Raw genomic sequence first — 24192 nt, forward strand, 5'->3', positions numbered from 1 at the left:
AGGAACCTCGACCATCCGAAGATGGACGGGGTATCAACATATCTGGCGTTGATTTTTGGCACACTGTTGAGTTCTCAAGGAACGGACGCTTCCTTTGTACTCACCCTCAGGCTTCCCTGCGGGCTTTCCTCCGGGCGCTTCCCTTCGGTCTTGCGTCTCCGACTCTATCAGATCTTTCCGATCCGATTTCCTCGGCGCTTTCCGGCCTTTCGGCCTTCCGGCGGTTCCGACTCTATCAGACTCTTTCGGGTCTGACTCCCGGTCAGCGGGATTTGCCTTCGCGGCTGTTGGGCCGTTCCGACGAGTGAGACTTTAGCGAATCATCGACTCCGATGCTAATCGGGGCCCGGTCCTTTCGAACGCGGATTCTTCATTTCGCAAAAGTGCACGAAAGGCAAGCGACACGAAATGTCGCTCGTCGAAGTGGTCTTGCGGAATGGCTGCCCGGGGCCGACCGGAGTCGGTGCTCACGTCGGGCAACCCGGAGAACACTACGGATGCCGGTTCCCGGTGTCAACCCGCCCCCGGCCTGGCCCGGGGCGCTAGCCTGGGCGGCATGACATCGCGCATGTGCCTTCTTCAGTGGTGGGCCGCCTGACGGCGGCCGGCACCTGCGCTTGCACTCACGGCCGCCGCCTCGGCGGCCGTTCGCGTATCTCCCTCTCTCCGGGGTCCGGCCGCCGGACGCGGCGGCTCCGGTCACGAGACGGAGTACGGAATGAAGCGGATCTTCAGCGGGATCAAGCCGACGGGACACCTGACCCTGGGGAACCACCTCGGGGCTCTGCGCGGATGGGTCGAGACCGACCAGCACCAGGCGGACGCGCTGTTCAGCGTCGTCGACCTGCACGCGCTCACCGTCGAACACGATCCCGGCCGTGTACGCAGACTCAGCCGACAGGCGGCGACGCTGATGCTCGCCGCGGGTCTGGACCCCGAGCTGTGCACGATCTTCGTCCAGAGCCACGTGAACGAGCACGCCCGGCTGGCGTACATCCTCGAATGCACGGCGACGGACGGCGAGATGCGGCGCATGGTCCAGTACAAGGAGAAGAGCGTTCGGGCTCGCGCCGCCGGACAGAGCGTGCGGCTGTCGCTGCTGACGTATCCGGCACTCATGGCGGCGGACATCCTGGCCTACGGCGCCGACGAGGTGCCGGTGGGTGAGGACCAGACCCAGCATGTGGAGCTGACCCGCGATCTGGCCGTGCGGTTCAACCAGCGGTACGGGCACACGTTCACCGTGCCCCGCGCCATGCGTCCGCCGGTGGCGGCCCGGGTCATGGATCTGCAGGACCCCACCTCGAAGATGGGGAAGTCTCACGACTCCGGTGCCGGGATCATCTATCTGCTCGACGAGGCCGACGTGGTCCGCAGGAAGATCATGCGAGCGGTCACCGACAGCGGGTCGGACGTCGAGTACGACCCGCCGTCGCGTCCCGGCATCGCCAATCTGCTCGAGATCCTGGCGGCCTGTACCGGACGGGACCCGAAGGAGCTGGCCGACGCGTACACCTCGTACGGCGCGTTGAAGAAGGACACGGCAGAGGCGGTGCTGGAGCTGCTGCGGCCGATCAGGGAGCGGCATGCGGAGCTCGCGGCCGATCAGGGACACGTCGACGAGGTGCTGAGGACGGGGGCCGAGCGCGCCAGGGGGATGGCCCGTCCGACTGTTGACGCCGCGTACCGGGCGATCGGGCTGCTGCCGGCGGAGTGACGGAAGGCGGACCGGGGCACCGGGGGGGAACGGCCGGACCTGCGGCGGGGCGCGGTCGGGGCCCTCGGTGCCGCCCCCGCAGGCCGGGCAGGGCACGGTCGGTCGACATCCGTGGCAGGCCCGGCGGCCCGCGCAGGGCCACTTCGGCCAAGGACCGCGGCAACCAGCGTGCCTGTCGGCACGGAAACCGCCCGGCGGAGCTTGCGACTGGGCCCTTTTCGGCGGCATGACCCCCAAGCTCGTAGACCTTCGACGGCGGAGCGGCCGTCCGCCCCGCCGTAAGATAAGGACTGTTCGGTTTGTTTGTCGCCGACAGGCCGCCGTGCCCGCCGGCGACACGTCACGTCACATCGTCACATCGACGCGTACATCGATCACTTCGAAGGGGAGGGGCGGTCGCATGACTGCTTCGGGTGCAGGGACGGCGCTGGTCACGGGCGCGAGCAGGGGCATCGGCCGGGGGATCGCGCAGCGGCTGGCACGGGACGGTTTCCTCGTCGCGGTCCACTACGGGAGCAACGAGGCGGAGGCGAAGGAGACCGTCGAGTCCATCACCGGGGCGGGCGGCCGGGCCTTCGCCGTGCGCGCCGATCTCGCCGACCGCGACGGCGTGGCCGCGCTCTACGAGGGCTTCGGCGAGGCCATGGCCGCGCTGGGCGCCGAGCCGGGGCTGGACGTGCTGGTGAACAACGCCGCACTCGGACCGGTGGCCTCGATCCACGAGGTGACCGAGGACGACTTCGACCTGCTGCTCGCGGTCAACGTCAAGGCGCCGTTCTTCGTGGTCCAGCGGGGCCTCGGGCTGCTGAGGGACGGAGGGCGCGTGGTCAACATCTCGTCGGGGGTGACACGGATGTCCTTCCCGGAGGCCATCGCGTACTCGATGACCAAGGGCGCGGTGGACACCTTCACCTTGGCCCTCGCCAAGGAACTCGCCGGGCGGCACATCACCGTGAACACGGTCGCACCCGGCTTCGTCGAGACCGACATGAACGCGCCGCTGCGCTCGACCCCGGAGGGCCGGGCCCATCTGGAGAGCTTCTCGGCCTTCGGCCGGATCGGCCGGCCCGCGGACATCGCGGACGTCGTGGGATTCCTCGCCTCCGAGGAGTCCCGCTGGATCACGGGCCAGTACATCGACGCAACGGGCGGCTCCCGGCTCTGACGCGGGAGACGCCGGGCCGGTCCCCCGCGCGTCTGTCCCGGCTGAACACCGCGGTGGCGGCTTCCGACTGCGGTCGGCACCGGCGAGGCCGGAGTGGTGTCGGGTCCACTGAAGGGCATGCTCTCCCGGTGCCCATGCTCCGCCGGTGTCCGAGGACCGCCTGGCCCCCGTGACGTCCGCGCCATACGCCTTGTCGGACGCGCGCGCCGCGAACGAGGCACTGCGCGCGCGGCGCACGACGGGCGAGAACGTTTCTGGCACCTGAGCCGCTCGGCAGGGGCCCTTCGGTGCCCCGGGTCGGGTCAGCCGTTGCCGGAGGCGAGTTCGCGGCTCCGGTCACGGGCCGCCTCCAGGGCGGCGATCAGTGCGGCGCGCACACCGTGGTTCTCGAGCTCGCGGATGGCACTGATGGTGGTGCCGGCGGGCGAGGTGACCGCTTCACGGAGCTTCACCGGGTGTTCGCCGCTGTCGCGGAGCATCACGGCGGCACCGATGGCGGCCTGGACGATCAGGTCATGGGCCTGGGCGCGGGGAAGTCCGAGGAGGATGCCCGCGTCGGTCATCGCCTCGACGAGGAAGTAGAAGTACGCCGGGCCGGACCCCGAGAGGGCGGTGGCCGCGTCCTGCTGCGACTCGGGCACGCGGAGGGTCTTGCCGACGCCGCCGAAGATCTCCTCGGCGTGCATCACATGCTCGCCCGTGGCGTGGCTGCCGGCGGAGATCACCGACATGCCCTCGTCCACGAGCACGGGGGTGTTCGGCATGACGCGGACGACGGGGGTCCCCGGAGTCAGCCGCTCCTCGATGAAGGAGGTGGTGATACCGGCCGCCGCGCTGATGACGAGGCGGTCGGCGGTGACGTGCGGGGCGAGTTCGTCGAGGAGCTTGCCCATGTCCTGGGGCTTCACGGCCAGGATCAGGGTGCCGGCGCGCTTGGCGGCCTCGGCGTTGGTGACGGAGTCCACGCCGTAGCGGTCGCGCAGTTCGGCGGCGCGCTCGGCGCGCCGGGTGGTCACCAACAGGTCGGCGGCGTGCCAGCCGGCGCGGATCATGCCGCTGAGCAGGGCTTCGCCGATCTTGCCGGTACCGAGGACTGCGACTGTCTGGGTCATGGCTGAAGTTCACCTCGCCGGTGGGGACACATGCGCACATCCTGTCACCGTCGGGCGGTGGCATGCCGTCCCGTCCGAGTGTCGGTACGCCCTGCTCGGCGTACCGAATCGGGCGGACTGCCGGACGGGCCGACTACGGGGCGGGGCCGACTACGGGACGGCGTGGCGTACCGGGTCAGGCGGTGCGGGCTACCGGACCGCGGGGCGTATCCGGTCAGGCGGTGCGGCGGCGCAGGGTGGCGGCCCCCAGTCCCAGGACGAGCAGGGCGCAGGCCGCGACGACGAGGATGTCGCGGACGAACGCGCCGGTGGCGTCGGCGTTGCGCAGGACCTCGTTCATGGCGTCGACGGCGTAGGACATCGGCAGCACGTCCGAGATCGCTTCGAGTACGGGCTGCATGTTCTCGCGCGGGGTGAACAGACCGCACAGCAGCAGCTGGGGGAAGATCACGGCCGGCATGAACTGGACCGCCTGGAACTCGGAGGCGGCGAAGGCCGAGACGAAGAGTCCGAGCGCCGTGCCCAGCAGTGCGTCGAGGAGCGCGACCAGGAGCAGCAGCCAGGCAGAGCCGGTGATGTCGAGCCCCAGGCCCCACAGGGCGAGGCCCGTGGCGAGCAGCGACTGGACGACGGCGACGAGCCCGAAGGCCAGGGCGTAGCCGGCGATCAGTTCGGCCTTGCCCAGCGGCATGGCGAGGAGCCGTTCCAGGGTGCCGGAGGTGCGTTCCCGCAGGGTGGCGATGGAGGTCACCAGGAACATCGTGATCATCGGGAAGATGCCGAGCAGTGACGCCCCGATGGAGTCGAAGGTCCGCGGACTGCCGTCGAACACGAACCTCAGGAGGAACAGCATCACGCACGGCACGAGGATCATCAGGGCGATGGACCGCGGGTCGTGCCGCAGCTGCCGCAGGATCCGAGCGGCGGTGGCGAGAGTACGGGCGGGGCTCATCGGGCGTTCTCCTCGAGGGCATCGGCCTGGTCGACAAGGTGGAGGAAGGCCGCTTCGACGGTTTCCGAGCGGGTGCGGGCGCGCAGGTCGTCGGGGGAGTCCTCGGCGAGGATCTCGCCGTCGCGCATGAGGAGGAGTCGGTGGCAGCGTTCGGCCTCGTCCATGACGTGGGAGGAGACCAGGATCGTCGTGCCGCGTTCGTCGGCGAGGCGGTGGAAGAGGTCCCACAGGTCGCGGCGGAGGACCGGGTCGAGCCCGACGGTGGGTTCGTCGAGGACGAGTACTTCCGGTGTGCCGAGCAGGGCGACGGCGAGCGAGACGCGGCTGCGCTGGCCGCCGGAGAGCCGGCCGGCGAGTGAGTCCGCGTGCGAGGCCAGATCGACGTCCTCGATGGCCCGGGTGACGTACTCGTGGCGGGTGTCGCGGCTCCGGTGCCCCGGCAGCAGGACGGAGGCGAAGTACTCCAGATTCTGGCGGGCGGTGAGGTCGTCGTAGACGGACGGCGCCTGGGTGACGTAGCCGATGCGGGAGCGGAGTTCGGCGTCGCCGGCGGGCCGGCCGAGGACCTCCAGGGTGCCGGTGACCTTCGCCTGCGTGCCGACGACGGCGCGCATCAGGGTCGACTTCCCGCAGCCGGAGGGGCCGAGGAGGCCCGTGATACGGCCGGGGAGGACGGTGAAGTCGAGGCCGCGCAGGACGGTGCGGTCTCCCCGTACGACGGTGAGGTCGCGTGCGAGCACGGCGACCTCGGGAGCATTATTCATCATGTGATGAATAATGCTCCCGGTGCTCGGAGCCGTCAAGCACCGCGCCCGGCCACACCCCTGGGGGCGTGACCGGGCGCGGTCTGCGGAGGCTTCCTGCGGTGGTTCTCCATGTGGTCTTCTGCGCGGTCCCCCCGCGGCGACGGCTTCCCAGGTCTCTTCCCAGGTCTTTCGCGCGTTCCCGTGGCGACGGCTTCCCCTGGTGGTCAACCGCCGGTGCGGTCATCCGCGCCTGGGCCTGCCGCCCTTCGATCTGCGGGCGGCGGGGTTGCCGGAGCGGACACCGCGGCGCTTCTCGTACTGCGCCCGCGCGGTCTCGTACTCGGCGCGGCGCATCCGCTCCCCCGGTGCCTCGACGAGGCAGCGCAGGGCGTACGCGATGAGCGAGCCGATGAAGCCGATCATCTTCAGGGTGCGCAGGGAGTCCTCGGCCGACGAGCCGTCGGGGCGGCGGGAAAAGCTCTCCCACGTCTTGCGGAAGGCGATGGCGCTGCAGACGGCGAACATGACGATGACGAGGACGTTCACAAAGCTGCCGACCTCGGCGATCGCGAGGCCCTGGTAGGCGAAGCGCAGGACCAGGGCCGCCGCGAAGGCGGTCACCAGAGAACCGGCGGCGACGCCGGCCCGGCGCAGCCCGTACCCCCCGTCGTGGCCGACCCAGGTCGTGCCGAAGAAACGGATGGGCTCGGGTTCCGGGCCGCCGCCGCCCGTCGTGGTGTTCTCGGTGTGCTCGCTCACGGGGTCGATTATCCCCACTGCGTCAGCGCCCGGTCAGGAGCAGCGCGGGGCGACGTAGCCGTCGCTGCCCGTGTACACGTACGCGTCGGAGACGAACTGGCCGTTGGCGATGTTGTCCCACAAGTTGGTGGTGCCGTACGTACCGGTGATGGTCTCGCCGGCCTTCTGGCAGTTGATCGGCACGGTCGCGCCGTACGGGAGGATCTTGACCAGCCGGTAGTTGGTGCCGGGACCGGACCGGACGTTGAGACGAACGCCGGGCGCGACCGGATAGCGCTGAGCCGACATGGTCCCGATCGATTCGGCGCTCGCCTCGCCTCCGGCCGTAGCGGTCCGGATCTCTTCGGTTCGGATCTCTGCGGCCGGGGTCTCTGCGGCCCTGGTCTCTGCGGCCCTGGTCTCTGCGGTCGGGGTCTCTGCGGCCCTGGTCTCTCCGGTCGGGGTCTCTGCAGTCGGGGTCTCTGCGGCCCTGGTCTCTATGGTCTGCGTCTCTGCGGTCTGGATCTCTTCAAGAGCCATCGGACTTCCCCCCGTTGACATGGACGAGTGGCGTGGTCGCCGCGCGCAGGCTAGCAAGCCATGGCTGGATCGCACGCATCATCGACTAGGCTCCGAGCGTCGCGCGTGCGCACCATCAAACGGGGGTGGGAGATGCCACCGCTGCGCAGCACCGGGCCGTTCCCGGAAGCGGAGCATCCGGAATTTGCCGGCCAGTACCGGCTCGAAGCATGCCTGGGCAACGGAGGCATGGGCGTCGTCCATCTGGCCACCTCCGCCTCCGGTCTGCGGCTGGCGGTCAAGGTCATCCACGCCGAGTACGCCCTGGACCCGGAGTTCAGAGCCCGCTTCCGGCAGGAGGTGGCCGCCGCCCGCCGGGTCAGCGGCGCGTTCACCGCACCGGTCGTCGACGCCGATCCCGGCGCCGACCGGCCCTGGATGGCCACCCTCTTCATCGACGGCCCCACGCTCGCGGACCGCGTGAAGCGGAACGGCCCGCTGGATCCGGCCGAACTCCGCAGGGCGGGCGCGGGACTCGCGGAGGCGCTGCGCGACATCCACCGCGCCGAAGTGGTGCACCGGGATCTCAAACCCAGCAACGTGCTGCTGGCGAAAGACGGGCCGAAAGTCATCGACTTCGGCATCTCGCGTCCCGTCGACAGCGATCTGCGCACGGAGACCGGCAAGCTGATCGGCACGCCGCCGTTCATGGCGCCCGAGCAGTTCCAGCGGCCTCGAGAGGTGGGCCCGGAGGCGGACGTCTTCGCGCTGGGGGCGGTGCTGGTGCACGCGGCGACGGGGCGCGGCCCGTTCGACTCCGACAGCCCGTACATCGTGGCGTACCAGGTGGTGCACAACGAGCCGGACCTGTCGGACGTGCCGGAGGATCTCGTCCCACTGCTGGCGCGCTGCCTCGCAAAAGACCCGCGGGAGCGGCCGACGCCGTACGAGCTGATGGTCGCTCTGCGGGCGGCGTCGCCCTCCTCCGGGTACGACACTCAGCCGTACATCCCGACGCCGCGCGAACACGTCACCGCACAGAAGCCCGCGCCGCACGGCAACACCACCCCGCAGAAGCCGGCGCCGTCCGCAGCCGCTGCCGCGCCGGCCCCGGAGCGGGCGGCGGGCGAAGCGGCTCCGCGCCGGCGCGGCCGCCGTACCCGATGGGCCCTCGCGGCCACCGCGTTCACCGTCGTGGCGTCGGCCGGTGCCGTGGCCATCGGCGCGTCCGCCGAGGACGGCTCCCCCGTGAAGCCCCTCGCCGGACGGGACTTCCGCCCTTGGAGCGTCGCTCTGCAGGGAGGGTCCGGGGACGTCACCCCGGTGTGCTCGGCCGGCGGTGAGGACGCCCTGTACTGCGCCGCCCCCGGCGTGAAGGCCGCCCGGCTGAACCCGGCCGACGGCACCTCCGTCTGGTTCGCGGGCGACGAGGGGGGCGAGGGCGCCGGCGGCCAGAGCGACGAGGGTCTGGCACCCCAACTGGCCGGAGGGCTGCTGCACGTGGTGACCCCCGGCGCCGGCCGCTACGAGGCGCTCGACCCCGGGACGGGCGAACCGCGCTGGGACCTGGAGGTCCCCGCGTACTCGACGGTCCTCCCCGTCGGCGGCACCGTGCTGCTGGTGACCGACGCCGGGCTGGTGCGCGCCGTCGACGCGGCGACGGGCGAGGAGCGTTGGCGCGAGCGGCACGGCGGGCCGGGCGCCCGCTGGGTCTCCCAGCCGGGCGGCGACGGACCCGCGATCGCCGCCGCGCCTTCGCCGGACGGGACGTCGACCCTGATCAGCGCCGTCGACCCCGGGGATGGTGACCTGCTCTGGACCAGGCGGCTGCCCGGTTCCCTGGCGCCCGTGCGGCTCTCGGACGGTTCCCTGTATCTGCTCTCGTCCGACCCCGACGGCTTCACCCGCGCGGTCGTGACGCTCGACACCACGACCGCCGGCCGCCCCGCGCGACGGATCCCGCTGAGCGTCCCGGCCGATCAGGCGCAGGCCACGGTCGCCGGGCGGGTGGTCTACGTCGCCGGGGCCGGCGGCTCCCTCACGGCCGTCGACACGACCCGGTCGGGTGACCGTGCGAAGGACGCCGAGCTGTGGCGCCTGGAGACCGGGGTGGCCCATCTGTCCCGCCCGGCCGCCGGGGCGGACGCGGTCTATCTGTCGGCCGCCGACGGGCGTCTGCTCGCCGTGGACGCGGAGCACGGCAGGATCGTGGGACAGACGGGGCTGCGGATGGCCGACGACGGTTCCACCTTCGCGTCCCTGCTGCCGGCACCGGTCGTCGCCGGCAAAACGGTGTACGCCACCGCCCCCGACGGCTCCGTCTTCGCCGTGGACGCGAAGGACCCGGCGCGCTGGTGAGCGACACCGGGTCCGGTCGGCGGCGCCTGCGGCGTCAGCCCAGCTTCGAGACGTCCCTGACGGCGCCCTTGTCGGCGCTGGTCGCCATCGCGGCATACGCCCGCAGCGCGGCGGACACCTTGCGCTCGCGGGATTTCGGGGCGTAGACGCCGCCGAGGGCCTCCCGGCGGGACGCCAGCGTGGCGTCGTCGACGAGGAGTTCGATGGTGCGGCCCGGGATGTCGATACGGATGCGGTCGCCGTCCTCGACGAGCGCGATCGTGCCGCCGGAGGCGGCCTCCGGGGAGGCGTGGCCGATGGAGAGACCGGACGTGCCGCCGGAGAAGCGGCCGTCGGTGATCAGCGCGCAGGTCTTGCCGAGGCCGCGGCCCTTGAGGAAGGACGTCGGGTAGAGCATCTCCTGCATGCCGGGGCCGCCCTTGGGGCCCTCGTAGCGGATGACCACCACGTCGCCGTGGGTGATCTCCTTGCGAAGGATCTTGTCGACGGCCTCGTCCTGCGACTCGCAGACGACGGCCGGTCCCTCGAAGGTCCAGATGGACTCGTCGACACCGGCGGTCTTGACGACGCAGCCGTCGACGGCGAGGTTGCCGCGCAGGACCGCGAGCCCGCCGTCCTTGGAGTACGCGTGCTCCGAGGAGCGGATGCAGCCGTTCTCGGCGTCCTCGTCCAGGACCTCCCAGCGCTCGGACTGGGAGAAGGCGGTGGCGGAGCGGACGCAGCCGGGCGCCGCGTGCCACAGTTCCACGGCCTCGGCGGCCGGCGAACCGCCGCGCACGTCCCAGCTCTTGAGCCAGTCGGCGAGGGAGGGGCTGTGCACGGAGTGCACGTCCTCGTTCAGCAGTCCGGCACGGTGGAGCTCGCCGAGCAGGGCGGGGATGCCGCCGGCCCGGTGGACGTCCTCCATGTAGTACGTGCGGTCCTTGGCCACGTTCGGCGCGACCTTCGCCAGGCACGGCACACGCCGGGAGACGGCGTCGATCTCGTCGAGACCGAACTCGACGCCCGCCTCCTGCGCGGCGGCCAGCAGATGCAGGATCGTGTTCGTCGAGCCGCCCATGGCGATGTCCAGCGCCATGGCGTTCTCGAACGCGGCGAAGGTGGCGACGTTGCGCGGCAGGACGGACTCGTCACCCTGCTCGTAGTACCGCTTGGTGATGTCGACGACCGTCGCGGCCGCGTTCTCGTACAGCGCCTTGCGGGCGGTGTGGGTGGCGAGGACGGAGCCGTTGCCCGGCAGGGAGAGACCGATGGCCTCGGTCAGGCAGTTCATCGAGTTGGCGGTGAACATGCCCGAACAGGAGCCGCAGGTCGGGCAGGCGTTCTCCTCGATACGGAGGATGTCCTCGTCCGAGATCTTGTCGTTGACCGCGTCCGAGATCGCGTCGACCAGGTCCAGCGTGCGGACCGTGCCGTCGACGAGTGTCGCCCGGCCGGACTCCATGGGGCCGCCGGAGACGAAGACGGTCGGGATGTTCAGCCGCAGAGCCGCGTTGAGCATGCCCGGGGTGATCTTGTCGCAGTTGGAGATGCAGATCAGCGCGTCCGCGCAGTGCGCCTCGACCATGTACTCGACGGAGTCGGCGATCAGGTCGCGCGACGGCAGCGAGTAGAGCATGCCGCCGTGACCCATCGCGATGCCGTCGTCGACGGCGATCGTGTTGAACTCCCGGGGCACCGCCCCCGCCGCCTTGATCGCCTCGCTGACGATCCGGCCGACGGGCGCCAGGTGGGTGTGGCCGGGCACGAACTCGGTGAAGGAGTTGGCGACGGCGATGATCGGCTTGCCGATGTCCTCGCTCGCTACGCCCGACGCCCGCATAAGGGCGCGGGCGCCCGCCATGTTGCGGCCGTGGGTGACTGTGCGGGACCTCAGCTCGGGCATCGTCGCTCGCTCCTTAGTGTCCTTGGTGTCCTTCAGGACAGACGGGTCTGTGTCGAGCGTACGCCGCCTCTCCAAGATCTGGACAGCATGTCCGCAATGCGGGACGTCCGGCTCAGTACCCGGTCACGCCACGACGGCGTCCCGGTCACCCCCGGCTCACGTCCCGCCCGTACCCGGGTTCACGTCCCGCCCGTACCGAGCCCGTGCCTCGATCATGCCCGGTTCGCACCTCGGGCCGCGCCTTCACGCCTCTGCGAGGTACCGCTGGAGTGTCGGAGCCACCATGGCCACGATGTCCTCCGGGTCGGCGGAGGCGAGCGGCTCCAGCTTGAGCACGTACCGCATCATCGCGACCCCGACCATCTGCGAGGCCGCCAGCTCGGCCCGGAACTGAGGGTCGGGCACCTGGAGGTCGGCGGCCACCCGCTCCAGCAACCGCCGCAGCACGAACCCGCGCATCACCTTCGCCGCAGCCTCGTGCGTCACCGCGGACCGGATGATCGCCAGCATGGGCGCCCGGCTCGCCGGGTTCTCCCACACGGCGATGAAGTACCTGGCCAGCCGCTCGCCGATGCCCTCCGGGGACTGCCCGAGGATCGCCGGAACGACGAGGGCGGGCTCGAAGGAGACCTCGATCGCGGCCGCGAAGACGTCGTCCTTGGTTCCGAAGTAGTGGTGGACGAGCGCCGCGTCCACCCCGGCCGCCCTGGCGATACCGCGCATCGTCGTCTTGTCGTAGCCGCGCTCCGCGAACTCGTCACGGGCCGCCTGCAGGATGCGCTCCCGCGCGCCCGGTCCCTCCTCGGCCGCCCTACGAGCCGGACGGCCGCGCCCCCTGCGCTGCTGCGTCATGAGATACGGCTGGCCGACGCCAGATGCAGCCGCGTGAAGGCCAGAGCCTCCGCGAGGTCGGCCTCGCGTTCGGCGGCGGACATGGCGCGCCGTGTGTTGACCTCGATGACGACATGGCCGTCGAAGCCCGTACGCGCGAGCCGCTCCAGCAACTCGGCGCACGGCTGGTCACCGCGACCGGGCACCAGGTGTTCGTCCTTCGCGGATCCCTTGCCGTCAGCGAGGTGGACATGGCCCAGCCGGTCCCCCATGCGGTCGACCATCGCCATGGTGTCCGTGCGGGACGTCGCGGTGTGCGAGAGGTCGATCGTGAAATGGCGGTAGTCGTCCTTGGTGACGTCCCAGTCCGGCGCGTACGCCAGCATCTCGCGGTCCCGGTAGCGCCACGGGTACATGTTCTCCACCGCGAACCGCACGTCCGTCTCGTCCGCCATCCGCCATATCCCTCTGACGAAGTCGCGGGCGTACTGGCGCTGCCAGCGGAAAGGCGGGTGCACGACCACCGTCGACGCCCCCAGCTTCTCCGCCGCGGCCCGCGCCCGCTGGAGCTTGACCCACGGGTCGGTGGACCACACCCGCTGGGTGATCAGCAGACACGGCGCGTGGACGGCGTGGACGGGCATCCGGTGGTAGTCGGAGAGCCGGCGCAGCGCCTCGATGTCCTGACTCACCGGGTCGGTCCACACCATGACCTCGACACCGTCGTAGCCGAGGCGCGCGGCGACCTCGAAGGCGGTCGCCGTCGACTCCGGATAGACGGAAGCCGTCGACAGGACAACCTTCGCATCCGGGATACGCACGAGTGCTTCTGCCACGGGGACAGGGTACGGGGCAGAACTAGCCGGTAGGGAGGTGATCGAGGCGGCGCAGAATGAGTCCCTCGCGCAGCGCCCACGGGCAGATCTCCAGCTGCTCCACGCCGAACAGGTCCATCGCACCCTCCGCGACCAGGGCTCCCGCCAATATCTGGCGGGCCCGGCCCTCGGACACACCGGGCAGCGCGGCACGCTGCTCAACGGTCAGGCCGGCCAGCTTCGGCACCCACTCCTCCAGCGAACTGCGACTCAGATCACGCTGCACGTACAGTCCCTCCGCCGAGCGGGCGGCGCCCGCTATCCGGGCGAGCTGCTTGAAGGTCTTGGACGTCGCCACGACGTGATCGGGCTTTCCGAAGCGGCTGAACTCCCCGACCGTGCGGGCGATCTCCGCCCGCACATGGCGGCGCAGGGCCCTCACGTCGCCCATGTCCGGCGGGTCGCCCGGCAGCATCCCGGCGGTGAGCCGCCCGGCGCCGAGCGGCAGGGACACCGCCTTGTCGGGCTCCTCGTCCATGCCGTACGCGATCTCCAGGGAGCCGCCGCCGATGTCGAGGACGAGGAGCTTCCCGGCCGACCAGCCGAACCAGCGGCGGGCTGCGAGGAAGGTGAGCCGTGCCTCCTCCTCGCCGCTGAGCACCGTCAGCAGCACACCGGTCTCGTCCTTGACCCGCGCCAGCACCGCATCCGCGTTGGTGGCCTCGCGCACGGCGGAGGTCGCGAAGGCGAGCACCTCCTCGCAGCCCTTGTCCTCGGCGGCCTGGAGTGCGTCGGCGATCGTCTCGACAAGGCGGTCCACACCGTCGGGGCCGATCGCCCCGTCCGCGTCCAGCAGCTCGGCGAGGCGCAGTTCCGCCTTGTGGGAGTGGGCAGGCAGGGGCCGCGCACCGGGGTGGGCATCCACCGCGAGCAGGTGAACCGTGTTCGAACCGACGTCGAGGACTCCGAGTCTCATGGACGGAACGCTACTGCGGCCGCGCGCATACGCTGGACCTGTGCCAAAGACGAAAAAGGCGAAGCCGGGCAAAGCCAACCCGTTGACCGAGACCGAAGCAGACGAGAAGGGCCTGGACTTCGCCCGCGCCTGGGTGGAATTCCCCGACCCGGCGGACGACGAACAGGTCTTCCGATGCGACCTGACCTGGCTGACCTCGCGCTGGACGTGCATCTTCGGCAGCGGCTGCCAGGGCATTCAGGCGGGGCGCGCGGACGACGGCTGCTGCACGCTGGGGGCGCACTTCTCCGACGAGGAGGACGAGCAGCGCGTCGCCGGGCACGTGGCCCGCCTCACACCGGAGGTGTGGCAGTTCCACGACGTCGGCACGGGCACGGGCGGCTGGGTCCAGGAGGACGAGGACGACGGCGAGCACCAGACCCGGCGCTGGGAGGGCTCGTGCATCTTCCAGAACCGCCCGGGGTTCGCGGGCGGCGCGGGCTGCGCGCTGCACATCCTGGCGCTGCGGGAGGGCCGTGAGCCGCTGGAGACCAAGCCGGACGTCTGCTGGCAGCTGCCGGTGCGGCGCACGTACGAGTGGATCGACCGGCCCGACGACACGCGGGTCCTCCAGGTCTCCATCGGCGAGTACGACCGCCGCGGGTGGGGCCCCGGCGGTCACGACCTGCACTGGTGGTGCACCTCGGCGACCTCCGCCCACGGCGCGGGCGACCCGGTGTACGTCACGTACCGCCCGGAGCTGACGGAGCTGATGGGCAAGGCGGCGTACGACGTCCTCGTCGACCTGTGCGCGGCCCGTCTGTCCTCCGCCCTCCCCCTCCTGGCCCCCCACCCGGCGGACCCCGCCGGCTGACCGGGCCACCACCCGACCCGGCCACCATCCGCCTGCGACGGCCGTTTCCCCCTCCGCCCGTTCTCGAACCGGGGGCTCCGCCTCCGGCCCTCGGGCCTCAACGCCCGCCGGGCTGGACGTGCCGCGCAGCGGCGCTTCAGGGCCGGCCGGGGCCCTCCCACGGCGGCCGGGCCGCACAAGGAGATGGGGTCCGGCACCACACTGAAGCGCGGTACCGGGCCCGGGCGCAGCCCGGCACGCTCGCGGAGGGGGAACGGGACCGGTGCCGCGTAGCCGGACATACCTCCTGGAAGGCCCGGATCAGGCACCGGACTGAGCCCCGGAATCACCGCGCCGAGCCCCGTGGGCGGAGGCCGTGGCGAAGCCCCGGTTACGGAAAGGGGCAGGGACGGGAAAGCTCCCGCGTCAGTCCGCCGACGGCGGTTCCGCCGGTTCGGACGGTGGGGCCGTGGTCGGCTCCGGCTGGGTCGGGGCCGGGTCGGGTGGAGAAGAGGACGGCGGCGGACTCGACGGCGGCGTCGGGTCCGGATCCGACGGAGACGACGGCGGCGGACTCGACGGCGGCGTCGGGTCCGGATCCGACGGAGACGACGGCGGCGGACTCGACGTCCCCCCGTACCCCCGGATCGACACGACCGCGCCCGACGGGTCGACGCCCACCCGCGCCATCCAGCGCCCGGCCGGCTCGCGTGAACGGTCGACCCTCACATGGAGGGTGATCGTTTCGCCGGGCTCCAGCGTGCCGGACGACTGGCTCACGTAGAGCCAGGGCGCGTCCGTCCACGCCTCCCAGCGCACCGGCGTTCCGCCCGATGCCGTGAGCGTGATGCGCGTGCTCCCGCCGGCCGGTTCCGCCTCGACCGTGATCCGGCCGGGGCCGGTCCGACCGGGGCCGGACGGCGGCACGGGCCCGTCCGTGCTGACGACCTCGACCGAGACGTCCGGCGAACGCCGGTTCGCGCTGAACCGCGGGTCCGGCGTCACGCTCGCGTTGCCCGCGTTCTCGTAGTGGTCGTACGGCTGGGCCGCCGCCCCGTCTCCGTCCGCCCGCTCGTCCGCGCTGGCCGAGGGCCCACGCGCCTCCCCCGTCAGCGGCGCGCCCCGGTACGCCGCCCACAGGGCGAACACGGGGGCCGCGACGACCGTGGCCACGACCGTCGTCGTGACGGCCCGGGCGCGCAGCCGGTCGCGCCGGGCCGCATGGTCCTTGGGGTCCAGGGGGAAACCGGTGGGCCCGAAGCGCGGGCCGCCCGTCCGCGCCCGCGGCACGTGCAGCATGGCCAGGTAGGCCGCCGAGCGCGGCGCCTCGACCAGCGGCAGCGCGGCCGGGGTGACCGCGGAGCCGGGCCACGGCCCGCCCACACCGGCCCGCTCCGCGGCGCGCCGGCAGCGCGGACAGTCGTCGACATGCCGCACGAGTTCCTGGCGCAGCGCCGCGGAGAGCAGCACCCGGTTGTCGCCCGTGAGCCGGCCGACGGCCGGGCAGTTGCCCGTCTCGACGACCGCCAGCGCGGCGCGGGTCCGTTCGACCTCGCAGGCCGCGGCCGCGAGAAGCTCGCGTGTGGCCGCCGGTTCCGCGCCGAGCACGGCGGCGACCTGGCATGCCTCGAGCCTGTGCCGCACGGCGAGTTCGAGTGCCTCGCGCTGCTCGGGTGTGGTTCCGGCGGCCTCCGGCCAGGCCAGCACGGCCAGTTCGGCGCGCCGGCGCTGCGCGGTCTCCGGCGGCACACGGAGTGCGGGCTCCTCCGGGGCGGCGGGCCGCCCGGTGTGCGCGCCCTGGCGCCTGCGCCGCTGTTCGGTCAGCCGGCGCAGACAGGCCCATCGCGCGAGCGCGTACATCCAGGCCCTGCGCTCGGCCGCGCCGGTCGGGCAGCGCCCGCGCTGGCGTTCGGCGATGGCGAGCACGTCACCGAGGACCGCCGTGGCTGCGTCGTGGTCGCACAGCACGGACAGGCAATAGGTGAACAGGCCGTCCAGGTACGGCTCGTAACGTGCGGGCGGGCGTCCGGGGCTCGTACGGGGGGCGCGTCGGTGCGACCGGTGTGCGCCGGTGGTGTGGGTAGGGGGTTCCAGCCTGCTGCTCGTCACTCCGTGACCGTAGGGGCAGGACCACAGCCCGTTCGTACCCCTTGAACACTTTTAATCCCTACGGGTGAACACGTCCCTCGAAGGGGGACAGCAGGGGCGTGCTCCTACCCGAATGCGCTGCCGAATGGCATCCCCCTTCCGGCGGAACGCGGGCACTGTCGGTCCTCCCGGATACGGTGTGCGCATGGCTGCCCGTACGAAATCCGCGAAGGACCGGCCGTCCTACCGCTGCACGGAGTGCGGCTGGACGACCGTCAAGTGGCTCGGCCGCTGCCCCGAGTGCCAGGCATGGGGGACGGTCGAGGAGTACGGCGCGCCCGCCGTCCGGACCACGGCCGCAGGCCGGGTCTCCACCGCCGCCCTGCCGATCGGCCAGGTCGACGGCCGACAGGCGACCGCCCGCTCCACCGGTGTCGACGAGCTGGACCGGGTGCTGGGCGGCGGCCTGGTCCCCGGTGCCGTCGTGCTGCTCGCGGGCGAGCCGGGCGTCGGCAAGTCGACGCTGCTGCTCGACGTCGCGGCGAAGGCGGCGAGTGACGAGCACCGCACGCTCTATGTGACGGGCGAGGAGTCCGCGAGCCAGGTGCGGATGCGCGCCGACCGGATCAGAGCGCTCCACGACCACCTCTATCTGGCGGCGGAAACCGACCTGTCCGCCGTGCTGGGGCACCTCGACGCGGTCAAGCCGTCCCTGCTGATCCTCGACTCGGTGCAGACCGTGGCGTCCCCGGAGATCGACGGCGCCCCCGGCGGCATGGCGCAGGTGAGGGAGGTCGCGGGCGCCCTGATCCGCGCCTCCAAGGAGCGTGGCATGTCGACGCTGCTGGTGGGCCACGTCACCAAGGACGGCGCGATCGCGGGCCCCCGGCTGCTCGAGCACCTGGTGGACGTGGTGCTCTCCTTCGAGGGGGACCGCCATGCCCGCCTGCGTCTGGTCCGCGGTGTGAAGAACCGGTACGGCGCGACCGACGAGGTCGGCTGCTTCGAACTGCACGACGAGGGCATCACCGGCCTCGCCGACCCGTCCGGCCTCTTCCTGACCCGCCGCGACGAGCCGGTCCCCGGCACCTGCCTGACGGTGACCCTCGAGGGCCGCCGGCCGCTGGTCGCCGAGGTGCAGGCGCTGACCGTCGACTCCCAGATCCCCTCCCCCCGGCGCACCACGTCCGGCCTGGAGACGTCGCGGGTGTCGATGATGCTGGCCGTACTCGAGCAGCGCGGCCGGATCACCGCCCTCGGCAAGCGGGACATCTACAGCGCCACGGTCGGCGGGGTGAAGCTCTCGGAGCCCGCCGCGGACCTGGCGATCGCGCTCGCCCTGGCGTCGGCCGCGAGCGACACACCGTTGCCGAAGAACCTGGTCGCGATCGGCGAGGTTGGCCTCGCGGGCGAGGTCAGAAGGGTCACGGGCGTCCAGCGCAGACTGGCGGAGGCACACCGGCTGGGCTTCACACAGGCCCTGGTCCCGTGCGATCCGGGGAAGATCCCACCCGGTATGAGGGTCACGGAAGTCGCGGACATGGGAGATGCTCTACGGGTGCTGCCGAGGGGCCGTCAGGGGGGCTCCGGCGGCGCCTCGCGCAGAGAGCGGGCACAGGCCCCACGGGCGGAGGAGGCTCGCCGGTAGACTTTGCCCTGGTCTCGCCCACCCGTACGAGCCGGAGGAGTGCAGTGGCAGCCAAGGACGGGGCATCAGCACCCGGAAAGTCCGGCGGAGGCTCCGGCAACGAAGCGCTGATCCGCGCCGCCCTGAGCGCCGTCGCCCCGGGCCAAGCCCTGCGCGACGGCCTGGAGCGCATCCTCCGCGGCAACACCGGGGGGCTGATCGTTCTCGGCATGGACAAGACCGTCGAGTCGATGTGCACCGGCGGTTTCGTGCTGGACGTGGAGTTCACCGCCACCCGGCTGCGCGAGCTGTGCAAGTTGGACGGCGCGCTCATCCTCGACAAGGACATCTCCAAGATCCACCGCGCCGGTGTGCAGTTGGTCCCCGACGCGTCGATCCCGACGGAGGAGACGGGCACCCGCCACCGCACCGCCGACCGTGTCTCCCGCCAGTGCGGCTTCCCGGTCGTGTCCGTGTCCCAGTCGATGCGCCTGATCGCGCTGTACGTGGACGGGGAGCGCCGGGTCCTGGAGGAGTCGGCGGCGATCCTGTCCCGTGCCAACCAGGCCCTCGCCACCCTCGAGCGGTACAAGCTCCGCCTCGACGAGGTCGCGGGCACGCTTTCCGCCCTCGAGATCGAGGACCTCGTCACGGTCCGGGACGTCACGGCGGTCGCGCAGCGCCTGGAGATGGTGCGCCGTATCGCGACCGAGATCGCCGAGTACGTGGTCGAGTTGGGCACCGACGGCCGTCTGCTGGCCCTGCAGCTGGACGAGCTGATCGCGGGCGTGGAGCCGGAGCGCGAGCTGGTCGTGCGGGACTACGTCCCCGAGCCCACCGCGAAGCGCTCCCGCACCGTTGAAGAGGCGCTCGCCGAGCTCGACGCCCTCAGCCACGCGGAGCTGCTCGAACTGGCCACCGTGGCAAGGGCGCTGGGGTACAGCGGCGCGCCCGAGACGCTCGACTCCGCGGTCTCACCGCGCGGTTACCGGCTGCTGGCGAAGGTTCCGCGGCTGCCCGGAGCGATCATCGAGCGGCTCGTCGAGCACTTCGGCGGACTGCAGAAGCTGCTCGCGGCCAGCGTCGACGACCTGCAGACGGTGGACGGCGTCGGCGAGGCGCGGGCACGCAGCGTGCGGGAGGGCCTGTCGCGGCTCGCCGAGTCCTCGATCCTCGAGCGGTACGTGTGAGCGGTCCGGAGGCTGCGAAGCTTCCGCAGCGCTCCCGCGCGGATCTGCCGGAGCTGCGGGAACTGCCGGGGCCGCGGAAACTACGGAAGCTGCCGGAGCCACGGAAACAGCCGGAGCCTTTGGAGCCACGGGAACTGCGGGAGCCGCCGGACCGCTTGTGAGCGGTCCGGGGCTTTCGGACCGGGTCGGTCCGTCTCGAGGACGGCAGCCGGGATCAGTCCTTCTCCAGGCGGAAGGAAGCCGGCAGCACCGTCGCACCGGGGAACGTGGCCTCCAACAGGTACGTGCCCGCCCCTACGGCACCGCCCTTCGGCGTCGCGCACTGCGGCGCGCTCCGCTCACGGCCCCACTCCACGGCGTGCGTGATCGTCGAACGGGCCGGAACCTGGAGCAGGCGGCTTCCGGCGGGGCGCGGGCAGTCCTTGGTGGACCACACGGTCTCGTCCTCGGAATCGGTCACCGTGAACACGGCGGACCTGGGGCCGAAGTCCGCCTTGCAGGCCGTCGAGGAGGAGTTGGTGACGACGAGACGGAACACCGGCTTCTCGCCCGGCTCGTAGGCCACCTTGTCGCTGCGCAGCGTCAACTTGAGGGATCCGGAGGCGCAGTTGGGGAGAGTCGAGCCTGCTGGGACGGGCCGTCCTGCGGCACCCCCGGCCGCAGAACCGCCGGAGGCACCGTCCGTCGTGCCGCCCGGGCTCCCACCCGGACCGCCGGAACCGGACGAGCCACCGGAACCACCGGAACCACCGGCATCACCGGAACCGGCCGAGCCACCGGAGTCGTTGCTGCCGTCGCCACCGCCCGCGCCCGACTCGTCGCGCCCGCCCGGCTGTTCGCTGATCGCGGGGCCGGACTGGTCGGGGCCCGGTGTGATCGAGGGAGCGGGAGTCGTACCGCCGGCGCCCTTGCCGTCCGTCCCGCCGCTGCCTCCCGCCGAACTGACGGCCCACACGATCAGCACCGCGAAGAGCGCGACCAGGGACGCCGCGACTGCCCTCCGTCGCCAGTAGATGGAGGAGGGGAGCGGCCCGATCGGATTGCGCAGAGATCCCACGGCTCAAACTCTACGAGAGATCGGCGCCGACTCCCGCCCCACCCGCCGCCGTACTCGCAAACTCTGCCGATCATCATCACGGGCCGCACCCCGCAAGGCCGTTACTTTCGTCGGGGGTGGCTCAGGCCGATCGCCACGGGTGGCCCTCCCCCAAAGCAGGTACCGTCCCTGACCATGGACAGCAGCATCACCCGCGATCTCTACCGCGACATCATCGACTTCGCCCACACCACCCCTCCCTGGCTGCAGCACCTCGCCGAACTGTGGACGGAGGCGGGGCTCTTGCTCTTCGGAGTGCTCTTCGTCGTGGCCTGGTGGCGATCGCGTACCGGCGACACCCGGGCCATCGCCCTCGCGGTACTCGCTCCGCTGGCAACGGCCGTCGGTTACGTCGTCAGCGAATCACTGAAGTCGGTCGTGGACGAGGAACGCCCGTGCCGCACGGTCACGGACGCGGCGGCGTCACTGGTGCCGTGCCCGCCTACGGGCGACTGGTCGTTCCCGAGCAACCACGCGGCGATCGCGGGCGCGGCGGCGATCGCGCTGGCGCTGGCCTGGCCGCGGATCGCGCTCCTCACCGTGCCGATGGCGCTGCTGATGGCCTTCTCCCGGGTCTTCGTGGGTGTCCACTACCCGCACGACGTGCTGACGGGCCTGGTGATCGGCGCGGCCGTCGCCACGGCGGTGATGCTGCTCCTGGTACGGCCGGCGGGCTCCCTGCTGGGCACGATGCGGATGAGCCGTACGGCGCTGGTGGTGTGGTTCGCGGGCCCGGGAACGGCGGAGCGCCTCCCTCAGGAACGCCGCGCGTACGAGCCCCGCGCCTGACCTCCCGTGCACACCGCGGGGGCGCTACGGGGGCTCGCCCCCGTCAGGCTCCCGCGTCTCGGTCACCGGCAGGGCGGGAACATACCGGTCCCGCCGGGGCGCTGCCCCGAACGCCACGCTCCCTCCACGGGCTGACGGCCGTGGGGGAGGGGCCCCCGACCGACCACCGCACGCCCGTGCAGCGGGCACGGGGCCCGGGGGCTCCCCCGGGAGCGGGCAGGCCGCAGGCCCATCCGTGCCGCCCCCGAGACACCCCCCGGCAGGCGGATGCCGCACCCGCACCGGCGGACGTGCCAGGATCGGGGTGCCATGACTGTCACTCACGCAACCCAGACGTCCGACATCCTCGATCCCGCCTCGCTCCACGCCCCCGTCATCGCCTGGTTCGACAAGCACGCCCGCGACCTGCCCTGGCGTCGCCCCGAGGCGGGCGCGTGGGGCGTGATGGTGAGCGAGTTCATGCTCCAGCAGACCCCGGTGAACCGGGTGCTGCCCGTGTACGAGCAGTGGCTGGCCCGCTGGCCGCGCCCGGCCGACCTCGCGCAGGAGGCGCCCGGCGAGGCCGTCCGCGCCTGGGGCCGGCTCGGTTACCCGCGGCGCGCCCTGCGTCTGCACGGCGCCGCGCAGGCGATAACGGAGCGGCATGGCGGCGAGGTCCCGACCGAGCACGCCCAGCTCCTGGCGCTGCCGGGTATCGGCGAGTACACCGCGGCGGCCGTGGCCTCGTTCGCGTACGGGCAGCGGCACGCCGTCCTGGACACCAACGTCCGCCGGGTGTTCGCCCGCGCCGCGACCGGCATCCAGTACCCGCCGAACGCGACGACCGCCGCGGAGCGGAAGCTCGCGCGCCTGCTGCTCCCGGAGGAGGAGCGGACGGCGGCACGCTGGGCTGCGGCCTCGATGGAACTCGGTGCGCTGGTCTGCACCGCCAGGAACGAGGACTGTGCCCGCTGCCCGATCGCGGACCGGTGTGCCTGGCGACTGGCGGGCAAGCCGGCGCACGAGGGCCCGGCCCGCCGGGGCCAGACGTACGCCGGCACGGACCGCCAGGTCCGCGGCAGGCTGCTGGCCGTGCTGCGCGAGGCGGTGAACCCGGTGCCGCAGTCGGCGCTGGACGCGGTCTGGCACGAGCCGGTGCAGCGCGGGCGGGCGCTGGACGGGCTGGTCGCCGACGGACTGGTCGAGCCGTTGGAGAACGGTCACTACCGCCTCCCCCTGACCTGACCCGGCCGGCCCAGACGAACCGGCATGACCCGATCCGACCTGACCTGACCTGACCTGACCACCAGAGCCTGCCCGGCCCGACGGGCGGCGCACAGGGCGGGAAGCCGGGCCGCAGGCTCGAAGGGAGCCAAGATCCCTACCCCCCTTCCGGCACACCTGAAACATCCGCTGTTACACAACCGATGGACGGCCGTGCGCCGTCCGACGGCTGCTCCGCACAGCGCCGTGACAACAGCTCCGTAGGTTCTTGTGACGCAAGGACACACGGGGTTCACGGGGACGGAGGCGGTTGGAATGGCGCACGGCGAGGTGCTCGAATTCGAGGAGTACGTACGCACCCGGCAGGAGGCGCTGCTGCGCAGCGCCCGCCGACTCGTCCCCGACCCGATCGACGCGCAGGACCTGCTCCAGACCGCTCTGGTCCGCACCTACGGCCGCTGGGACGGAATCGCGGACAAGTCGCTCGCGGACGCCTACCTCCGCCGCGTCATGATCAACACGCGCACCGAGTGGTGGCGGGCCCGCAAGCTCGAGGAGGTACCGACCGAGCAGTTGCCCGACGCGAGCGTCGACGACGGCAGCGAGCAGCGCGCCGCCCGTGCCCTTCTGATGGACGTGCTCAAGGTGCTGGCGCCCAAGCAGCGCAGTGTGGTCGTGCTGCGGCACTGGGAGCAGATGAGTACCGAGGAGACCGCCGCCGCTCTCGGCATGTCGGCCGGTACGGTGAAGAGCACGCTGCACCGGGCGCTGGCCCGGCTCCGACAAGAGCTCGAGGCACGGGACCTGGACGCCCGCTCCCTGGAGCGCCACGGGACGCGGCGGGCGGCACACGGGTGTGACGGACGGGAGCAGGAGCGGTGCGCGGCCTGAAAGACAGGGGCAGCAGAAGGATCATGGCGGCGGGCGGCACGGCGACGGCCGGGCTCGTCGCCGTGTTCCTGCTCGCGGCCGGCTGCTCCACCGGTGGGACCGGGGTGCAGGACGAGGGCGCGGTGCCCTCGGAGGCGGCGAGCAAGGCGCCCCCTTCCCCGGTGCCGTCCGGCAGCCCGGGGCATTTCACGAAGTCGGTGGACGCGGTCAGGCTGCTGCTGGCCGACCCGAAGGTCAGCTCACGGGTCAAGGCCGATCTCCGGCCGTGCGCGAAGGACTCGTACCCGGTCGACACCTCGTACGCCCAGCTCACCGGAAGTGACACGCCGGACGTCGTCGTCAACGTGCTGACCTGCGGCGACGCGGTTGGCATGGGCACATATGTATACCGGGAGAAGGGCAAGGCGTACGAGAACGTCTTCGCCGTCGAGGAGCCCGCGGTCTACGCGGCGGTCGACCGGGGGGACCTGGTGGTGACCAAGCAGGTGTACACCAGGAACGACCCGGTGGCGGAGCCGTCGGGCGAGGAAGTGAGCACGTACCGCTGGTCGGACGGCAAGTTCACCCGGGAGTTCTGGGTGCGCAACGAATTCAGCCGTGCGGTCGGCGAGGGCGAGGTGGTCGCCACGGAGGCGCCCGCGCCCGGCGAGAACTAGAGAGCG

At 71.9% G+C, this 24192-nt stretch carries 21 protein-coding genes; 10 read left to right on the forward strand and 11 right to left on the reverse strand.

All coding sequences use genetic code 11. The features are described 5' to 3' along the window. Positions 1-718: 718 nt before the first annotated feature. Positions 719-1717 carry a tryptophan--tRNA ligase gene (trpS, locus tag AB0903_RS06500; protein WP_366699591.1) on the forward strand — a complete coding sequence of 333 codons (999 nt, stop codon included), beginning with the start codon at positions 719-721 and terminating at the stop codon, positions 1715-1717. Between the two features lie 400 nt (positions 1718-2117). Continuing rightward, a complete protein-coding gene (locus tag AB0903_RS06505; RefSeq protein WP_366699593.1) occupies positions 2118-2882 on the forward strand; it encodes an SDR family oxidoreductase in 765 nt (254 codons plus the stop codon). Positions 2883-3184: 302 nt separating this feature from the next. Here AB0903_RS06505 and proC read toward each other — a convergent pair whose 3' ends face one another. From proC to AB0903_RS06530, 5 genes are all read right to left on the reverse strand, one after another. Further along, a complete protein-coding gene (proC, locus tag AB0903_RS06510) occupies positions 3185-3994 on the reverse strand; it encodes a pyrroline-5-carboxylate reductase (RefSeq protein WP_366699595.1) in 810 nt (269 codons plus the stop codon). Between the two features lie 214 nt (positions 3995-4208). Further along, entirely contained in the window at positions 4209-4946 is a 738-nt protein-coding gene (locus tag AB0903_RS06515) for an ABC transporter permease (RefSeq protein WP_366699597.1), read from the reverse strand. Continuing rightward, entirely contained in the window at positions 4943-5710 is a 768-nt protein-coding gene (locus AB0903_RS06520) for an ABC transporter ATP-binding protein (RefSeq protein WP_366699884.1), read from the reverse strand. The genes AB0903_RS06515 and AB0903_RS06520 overlap by 4 nt, the downstream gene beginning before the upstream one ends. Positions 5711-5932: 222 nt before the next feature. Continuing rightward, positions 5933-6451: a hypothetical protein gene (locus AB0903_RS06525; protein WP_366699599.1), complete on the reverse strand. Its 519-nt coding sequence runs from the start codon at positions 6449-6451 to the stop codon at positions 5933-5935. Positions 6452-6484: 33 nt separating this feature from the next. Further along, positions 6485-6739 (reverse strand): peptidase, encoded by a 255-nt coding sequence (locus tag AB0903_RS06530; RefSeq protein ID WP_366699886.1) that lies wholly within the window; start codon positions 6737-6739, stop codon positions 6485-6487. Positions 6740-7102: 363 nt separating this feature from the next. On the opposite strand from AB0903_RS06530, the gene AB0903_RS06535 reads away from it, so the two are divergent. Then, on the forward strand, positions 7103-9307 hold the full coding sequence (locus AB0903_RS06535) for a serine/threonine-protein kinase (RefSeq protein ID WP_366699888.1): 2205 nt from the start codon (positions 7103-7105) through the stop codon (positions 9305-9307). A 34-nt stretch (positions 9308-9341) separates the two neighbouring features. Here AB0903_RS06535 and ilvD read toward each other — a convergent pair whose 3' ends face one another. From ilvD to AB0903_RS06555, 4 genes are all read right to left on the reverse strand, one after another. Further along, entirely contained in the window at positions 9342-11192 is a 1851-nt protein-coding gene (gene ilvD / locus AB0903_RS06540) for a dihydroxy-acid dehydratase (protein ID WP_366699601.1), read from the reverse strand. Between the two features lie 243 nt (positions 11193-11435). Beyond that, a complete protein-coding gene (locus AB0903_RS06545; protein ID WP_366699603.1) occupies positions 11436-12044 on the reverse strand; it encodes a TetR family transcriptional regulator in 609 nt (202 codons plus the stop codon). Beyond that, on the reverse strand, positions 12041-12859 hold the full coding sequence (locus AB0903_RS06550; RefSeq protein WP_366699605.1) for a sugar phosphate isomerase/epimerase: 819 nt from the start codon (positions 12857-12859) through the stop codon (positions 12041-12043). The genes AB0903_RS06545 and AB0903_RS06550 overlap by 4 nt, the downstream gene beginning before the upstream one ends. A 22-nt stretch (positions 12860-12881) precedes the next feature. After that, positions 12882-13814 carry a Ppx/GppA phosphatase family protein gene (locus AB0903_RS06555; RefSeq protein ID WP_366699607.1) on the reverse strand — a complete coding sequence of 311 codons (933 nt, stop codon included), beginning with the start codon at positions 13812-13814 and terminating at the stop codon, positions 12882-12884. 40 nt (positions 13815-13854) lie between these two features. On the opposite strand from AB0903_RS06555, the gene AB0903_RS06560 reads away from it, so the two are divergent. Then, positions 13855-14667, forward strand: a complete 813-nt coding sequence (locus AB0903_RS06560; RefSeq protein ID WP_366699609.1) for a hypothetical protein — start codon at positions 13855-13857, stop codon at positions 14665-14667. Between the two features lie 405 nt (positions 14668-15072). On the opposite strand, the gene AB0903_RS06565 is transcribed toward AB0903_RS06560, so the two are convergent. After that, positions 15073-16755, reverse strand: a complete 1683-nt coding sequence (locus AB0903_RS06565; protein WP_366699611.1) for a hypothetical protein — start codon at positions 16753-16755, stop codon at positions 15073-15075. A gap of 184 nt (positions 16756-16939) precedes the next feature. Between AB0903_RS06565 and radA the strand changes: the two genes are divergently transcribed. Together radA and disA are read left to right on the forward strand one after the other, a co-directional pair. Then, on the forward strand, positions 16940-18382 hold the full coding sequence (radA, locus tag AB0903_RS06570; protein WP_366699613.1) for a DNA repair protein RadA: 1443 nt from the start codon (positions 16940-16942) through the stop codon (positions 18380-18382). Positions 18383-18426: 44 nt separating this feature from the next. Continuing rightward, on the forward strand, positions 18427-19551 hold the full coding sequence (gene disA / locus AB0903_RS06575; RefSeq protein WP_366699615.1) for a DNA integrity scanning diadenylate cyclase DisA: 1125 nt from the start codon (positions 18427-18429) through the stop codon (positions 19549-19551). A gap of 214 nt (positions 19552-19765) precedes the next feature. Here disA and AB0903_RS06580 read toward each other — a convergent pair whose 3' ends face one another. Next, a complete protein-coding gene (locus tag AB0903_RS06580) occupies positions 19766-20608 on the reverse strand; it encodes a hypothetical protein (protein WP_366699617.1) in 843 nt (280 codons plus the stop codon). Between the two features lie 174 nt (positions 20609-20782). Between AB0903_RS06580 and AB0903_RS06585 the strand changes: the two genes are divergently transcribed. The 4 genes from AB0903_RS06585 (at position 20783) to AB0903_RS06600 (ending at position 24186) form a co-directional block, all read left to right on the forward strand. Next, on the forward strand, positions 20783-21436 hold the full coding sequence (locus AB0903_RS06585) for a phosphatase PAP2 family protein (RefSeq protein WP_366699619.1): 654 nt from the start codon (positions 20783-20785) through the stop codon (positions 21434-21436). A gap of 309 nt (positions 21437-21745) precedes the next feature. Then, positions 21746-22660, forward strand: a complete 915-nt coding sequence (locus AB0903_RS06590; RefSeq protein ID WP_366699621.1) for an A/G-specific adenine glycosylase — start codon at positions 21746-21748, stop codon at positions 22658-22660. A 294-nt stretch (positions 22661-22954) separates the two neighbouring features. Continuing rightward, on the forward strand, positions 22955-23530 hold the full coding sequence (locus AB0903_RS06595) for a SigE family RNA polymerase sigma factor (protein ID WP_366699623.1): 576 nt from the start codon (positions 22955-22957) through the stop codon (positions 23528-23530). Next, entirely contained in the window at positions 23518-24186 is a 669-nt protein-coding gene (locus AB0903_RS06600) for a hypothetical protein (protein ID WP_366699625.1), read from the forward strand. The genes AB0903_RS06595 and AB0903_RS06600 overlap by 13 nt, the downstream gene beginning before the upstream one ends. Positions 24187-24192 lie beyond the last annotated feature (6 nt).

It is taken from the genome of Streptomyces sp. NPDC048389 (assembly GCF_040706335.1).
Lineage (GTDB): Bacteria > Actinomycetota > Actinomycetes > Streptomycetales > Streptomycetaceae > Streptomyces.